Below are 5,218 nucleotides of genomic sequence, written 5' to 3'. Positions count from 1 at the left end.
ATACCTCTCACTCCAAATGATATATTTAATAGAACGAGAGAAATCATTGATAACTCTAATAATGAAATAGATTTAGTCGAAGCTTGTACACTTATTATTGAAGAATTAGATATAAGCGAAAATGAGTTTGTTAAATTATTGAATAAAGAGTTCATTATGATGTTAAAACATTGTGCTGATAGTAAAAGGAAAATTCAAAGGAAAGTATGTGACTCATCAGAAAAACTCACGTCTGAATGAATTTAATGTATATAAAGATTATGTTGGAATTAAAACCCATTTTAATGAATGGGGATATTTTTGGCATAGAACACTTGATAATCAAAAAATAACTATAGATTCTTTTTTAAAGAGGAAAGATAAAGAGTTATTTAAATACTTTACTGGATCAAGGTTATCATTGATAGAAATAATGATAACCCATTTTTTAATAGATAAGGAAATCTATATTAGGGATATTCTCGATAAAGTGTATTTAGACGAACACAAAGAACGTTTAATTAGACTGGGTAAATTGAATTACCAAACTAAATCTGAAATAGAATCAATTATTGAATATGTAGAAGATAATAATATTTCATTAAAAAAATTATTTTTACCAGAAAATAATACACCAATAATCAAGGATTTGATTATTGATTTGAAATTAAATATTGAAACATTATCAATATTAGATACTTTTTTTGGATTTACAAAATATAGTGGTAATAATCCATTATGGCAAGAAAAATGTCTATCAATACATAAATATGGGAAATTATTGATATTAGAAGATAGACAAAAAATAAAAGGGTATATTGACAATTTAATTATGAGTATAAATAAATAATGTAATAATACATTGATGGATAATATCGTTATGACAGTATTAGTAAATTATGGATCAAACTATTTTCAACTAAAGGAAACTAAACATGTCATTTTCAAACTTAAGAAAAAATTCACTTTCAAACTTAGTAGACAAAATCAATAAAGAAGATCAAAAAGGTTCTTATCAAGTCGATGAAAGATTATGGCAACCAGCAGTCGATAAAGCAGGTAACGGTTATGCAGTAATCAGATTCTTGCCCCAAGTCGATGGGGAAGATCTACCATATATCGTCAAATATCAGCATTCATTTAAATCTGGTTCAAAATGGTTCATTGAAAATTGTCCTTCAACTATCAACGAAAAATGCCCAGTTTGTGAAAACAACGGTGAAAGATGGGCGACTGAACTAGAGTCAGAAAAAGCAATTGCTCGCGAACATAAGCGAAACAAAAGCTATTTTTCAAATATCTTGGTTATTTCTGACAAGGATAGACCAGAAAATGAAGGTAAAGTATTTATTTTCAGATATGGTCAAAAAATCTTTGATAAGATCAAATCTGCAATGAATCCTGAATTCGCTGATGATGTTGCATATAATCCATTTGATTTTTGGGCTGGTGCTAATTTCAGAATCAAGATTAAACAAGTGGCTGGATTTAGAAATTATGATGATAGTGCTTTTGGACCAGTTACAAGTTTATTTGATGGAGATGACGAAAAGTTGGAGCAATTGTGGAAATTGGAATATCCATTATTACCGTTGATTAGTCCAAGTGAATTTAAATCTTATGATGAATTGAAAACCAAGTTCTACCAAGTCACTGGTTCAGTTGCGTCAGTACAAGAAGAACAACAATATAAACCGCAAAAAGCGGAAATCAGTAAACCTGTCTTTAATCAAAAAGTTGAATCAACGAATGATGATTTTAGCGAAGAAGATTATGAGGCTTTACTTAATTCAATGGAAGATTGATAGTTAATCAATCAACTAAAAGGTGTTATGGTTTATACTATAACACCTTTTTTTTTTGATACACAAAAGGACTTATATGCAAGGACAAAATAAAGAAGATTTAACATTATTATATGATTCATTTATAATTAATTATTTTGGGTTTTTGAGTTTATATGCGTTAGATAATACAGGATATATTAGGATATACGCAAATAATGAACGAGATGTACAATTAGAGCAAATTAACAAAAATAATCACTCGGAAGCATTTTTTTTAAAAGAAGCATTTGATTCAGGTATTTTAAAAAGTTATATTGCAAGAGATATGGCAAGAATTCTATATAAAATAAAATCGGATAGGAATTCTGAATACCAAGTTGATGAAGAAGAAACTAGAAATAATATAAGTGGGATTTTGTATTGGAATTCTAAAACAAGTTATAGAGTTAGAGAAATTTTATATAAATTTCATAGCGGAGATATCACTATTCAAGAAATTTCGTATTTGATTTGGAGATTATCTATGTTGAAGTCATATAAACCACTGTGTTATGATATAGTAGAAATCATCAAAAAAGGCCATTATTATGATAAATTTGAAGATAATAAGTATTTTCAAATTTAATAAACATTTAGTTTTAAAATGCTTGACAAATAAAATTTAATTATTATAATTATAACGTGAATTAAAAATTAACTAATTTTAAAGGGTGATTATATTATGATTACAATATATGCAGCAACAAAAAATACGGATATGATTGAAGGTAGAGGTGAGCAACGAGCTTTTGCTTATTTTAGGTATGAAGAAGATGCTTATCTAGCAGTTAAAGGCAAAGGAACTGGGGGGTATGGTGATGGTATAGTTGAAGAAATTCAACTATATGATAGTTTTAGTGAATATGAAGAAGCTATCTATAAAAAAACAATACGTGAACAAGCATTGAGTAAATTATCTGAAGAAGAAAAACGTATATTAGGCTTAAAATAAAATTGACATTTTTTAAAAAAATATTTAAAATAGAGATATTATCAATAATTGAAAAAGGTGATTATCATGAAATACATTGGTCAAGAATTAAAAAATCGCATCATTGCTGCTGGCATGGAAAATAATGTTGAACTGCTATCTATACTTATCACAGGCAATCGGTTAGAAGGCAAACTAGTTCGTGAAGCAAACGAAATTTTTCGTGCAAGTATCCCCGTATTCAAAGAAACTAAAACAATCGTTGGCCATGATACTAAATCTATTATGATAAGAGCATGGGAAATAGCAAAATATGGGGCTAAAATGTATGGAGGTAATGTTAAAAGCTATTTTAATGCTTCACTTCGTATAGCATGGTTAGAAGTGAAGTTCAATTGAATTATTGAGGTGGTAACATAAATTAAAAATATTTATTGACATCTCATCAACATCATTTATAATAATTAAAAATTATCTATTATGTGAGTGAATATTATGAATACTTTGAATAATAAAGAAGTTACTATATCAGAGTTGGCTTCTATCCTAGAAAATATCACTGCAAGTACGGTAGTGAATATCACGTATCTTGTTGATGATTCACGTAGTAAAGTGGTCAAAGGAATTAAACAAGTACAAAAACTCGTAAATATCACTCACGTTTATTTGAATCACGATTATACTAAAAAAGTATAAAAATTATCTGGTGATGAAACATTCGTAGCTGATGAATTAAAAGGCAAAACCAGGATATCTGGTACTTTATTAAAATCAGATAAAACTAATGAATTGATGATTGATGGTAAAGTTCTCAAAAGCCAAACTGTACACAATTTAGCATATTATCATAATGGGCAAGAAATAACTGAAAAACAAGGAGAAGAATTAAATTTATGGACTCCAAGTTATTATAAATCCGTTGAAAAGAAAACTGCTGGTAGAGGTATAGTTAGTGAAGAAGATGATTTTAATATTGTGAATACATATTTATCTAGAATTGTTAAAATTAAGATTAAGGGTATTGAATATAAAATTAAAAATTGACAAATTTAATTTGTTATAATAACCAAGAATTAAAAAAAATCAAATTGAAGGATATGATTATGAAATATATCGTGTGTAGTAAAGATATAAATAAACGTTTATTTTTAGTATCACAGCTAACTAATCCATTATATGATCAAGTTAATGGTATGGATATTTGGTTATCCGATAAGTTGATCGATAAAATTTCACGGGCATTTCCAAGAGGTAAAGCACGGAAATGGTATGTATCAACATGTAAAAGAACTAGAGATATACAATTAAAAAATAAATTGATTGATAAATCAAATCGTATCGTTGTTCTAGAAAAATTATCTATTCTTTAATAATTCATCAATGTAAAAAGAGATTATTGAAGACATAATATGATTATCATTTAGGAGAATTTGGTGCGGGTTGCTGTAGTTGGTAGTCGTAATATAAATAATAAAAAAGAAATATTTGATATTCTCTCTAGATATGATATATCAATAGTAGTATCTGGAGGTGCCCTTGGTGTTGATACGATAGCAGAAGAATATGCAGAAAATATAAATATAGGAACTGATATATATTTACCAGACTGGAAAAAGTATGGTAAATCTGCAGGATTTATTAGGAATAAAGATATAATAAATAATTCTGATATGACTATCGCTTTTTGGGATGGTAAATCAAAAGGGACTCTTAATTCAATTGAGTACTCAAGAAAAATAAATCATCCTACAATCGTATGGATATTTCAAGATAATATAATATATAATTGGAATATGGATTATTCTAATTCAAAATTATTTGAGGAATAATATATTAAGTTTTAAAACAAAACAACGTAGATATAATAACACAAAAATCAACTGTAGGGTCTTAAAGAAATTTATTCAAGATGATCGACGTTTGTATTGTGACAGATAATATCAGAGATATTAAAAATTATATATGATGAGAGTAGTGTATTTGTTCATTACTATATTTTTTCATCAATATAAATATATTTTATTTACCATGGAGGGTAAATGAGTAGTAATATTACAAGCGAGACTGTTACAGTTAATTTCATTGAGTATATCCAAGATACTCTTATAATGAGATTTGCTTATACAGATTCATTAAATACTCTGATCAATTTTACTGGTTGGGAGATTGATTTAGAAGTTAGAAGAAAAAGTACAGATATTCTACCTTCTTTAAAAAAATCAACTTCGTCTGGAACAATATCAACTAATGGCTCAACATATAATATAGAAATCATTATAACTGATATTGATACTGAAACACTAGGAAAAGGAACATTCCCTTATTTTATTAAAACAAAAGATACTAATGGTTATATAAATACATTAATCGTAGGTACAAGAACATTAATGGTAAGATAATATGGCATTAGTTCTACAAATAACTACTATCATTGCAGCAGAAAAAATAATAACTAGAATAGTATCTGTTGCTGCTCAAGGTC

At 27.5% G+C, this 5,218-nt stretch carries 11 protein-coding genes; all 11 read left to right on the top strand.

Annotated elements, in window-relative coordinates; all coding sequences use genetic code 11:
- A partial coding sequence (locus tag PHC28_RS15325) for a hypothetical protein (RefSeq protein ID WP_300102603.1) occupies positions 1-240 on the top strand: 240 nt, incomplete at its 5' end.
- Positions 209-829 carry a hypothetical protein gene (locus PHC28_RS15320; protein ID WP_300102600.1) on the top strand — a complete coding sequence of 207 codons (621 nt, stop codon included), beginning with the start codon at positions 209-211 and terminating at the stop codon, positions 827-829. The genes PHC28_RS15325 and PHC28_RS15320, both read left to right, overlap by 32 nt.
- Positions 830-914: 85 nt before the next feature.
- On the top strand, positions 915-1,784 hold the full coding sequence (locus PHC28_RS15315; protein WP_300102597.1) for a hypothetical protein: 870 nt from the start codon (positions 915-917) through the stop codon (positions 1,782-1,784).
- 76 nt (positions 1,785-1,860) lie between these two features.
- On the top strand, positions 1,861-2,391 hold the full coding sequence (locus tag PHC28_RS15310; protein ID WP_300102594.1) for a hypothetical protein: 531 nt from the start codon (positions 1,861-1,863) through the stop codon (positions 2,389-2,391).
- A gap of 96 nt (positions 2,392-2,487) precedes the next feature.
- Positions 2,488-2,757, top strand: coding sequence for a hypothetical protein (locus tag PHC28_RS15305; RefSeq protein WP_300102591.1), 270 nt, complete (start codon positions 2,488-2,490; stop codon positions 2,755-2,757).
- A gap of 66 nt (positions 2,758-2,823) precedes the next feature.
- Positions 2,824-3,135 (top strand): hypothetical protein, encoded by a 312-nt coding sequence (locus tag PHC28_RS15300; RefSeq protein ID WP_300102588.1) that lies wholly within the window; start codon positions 2,824-2,826, stop codon positions 3,133-3,135.
- Between the two features lie 96 nt (positions 3,136-3,231).
- Positions 3,232-3,432 carry a hypothetical protein gene (locus PHC28_RS15295; RefSeq protein ID WP_300102585.1) on the top strand — a complete coding sequence of 67 codons (201 nt, stop codon included), beginning with the start codon at positions 3,232-3,234 and terminating at the stop codon, positions 3,430-3,432.
- Positions 3,433-3,528: 96 nt separating this feature from the next.
- Entirely contained in the window at positions 3,529-3,780 is a 252-nt protein-coding gene (locus PHC28_RS15290) for a hypothetical protein (protein ID WP_300102582.1), read from the top strand.
- Positions 3,777-4,106, top strand: a complete 330-nt coding sequence (locus PHC28_RS15285) for a hypothetical protein (protein WP_300102580.1) — start codon at positions 3,777-3,779, stop codon at positions 4,104-4,106. Before PHC28_RS15290 ends, PHC28_RS15285 begins: the two co-directional genes overlap by 4 nt.
- A 63-nt stretch (positions 4,107-4,169) precedes the next feature.
- Positions 4,170-4,565 (top strand): DUF2493 domain-containing protein, encoded by a 396-nt coding sequence (locus tag PHC28_RS15280; RefSeq protein ID WP_300102578.1) that lies wholly within the window; start codon positions 4,170-4,172, stop codon positions 4,563-4,565.
- A gap of 210 nt (positions 4,566-4,775) precedes the next feature.
- Positions 4,776-5,135 (top strand): hypothetical protein, encoded by a 360-nt coding sequence (locus PHC28_RS15275; protein WP_300102576.1) that lies wholly within the window; start codon positions 4,776-4,778, stop codon positions 5,133-5,135.
- The last annotated feature ends 83 nt before the right edge of the window (positions 5,136-5,218 follow it).

It is taken from the genome of Flavobacterium sp. (assembly GCF_028712645.1).
Lineage (GTDB): Bacteria > Bacteroidota > Bacteroidia > Flavobacteriales > Flavobacteriaceae > Flavobacterium.
Note: the sequence above shows the minus strand (reverse complement) of the source record. Positions and strands in the feature narration are given on the sequence as shown.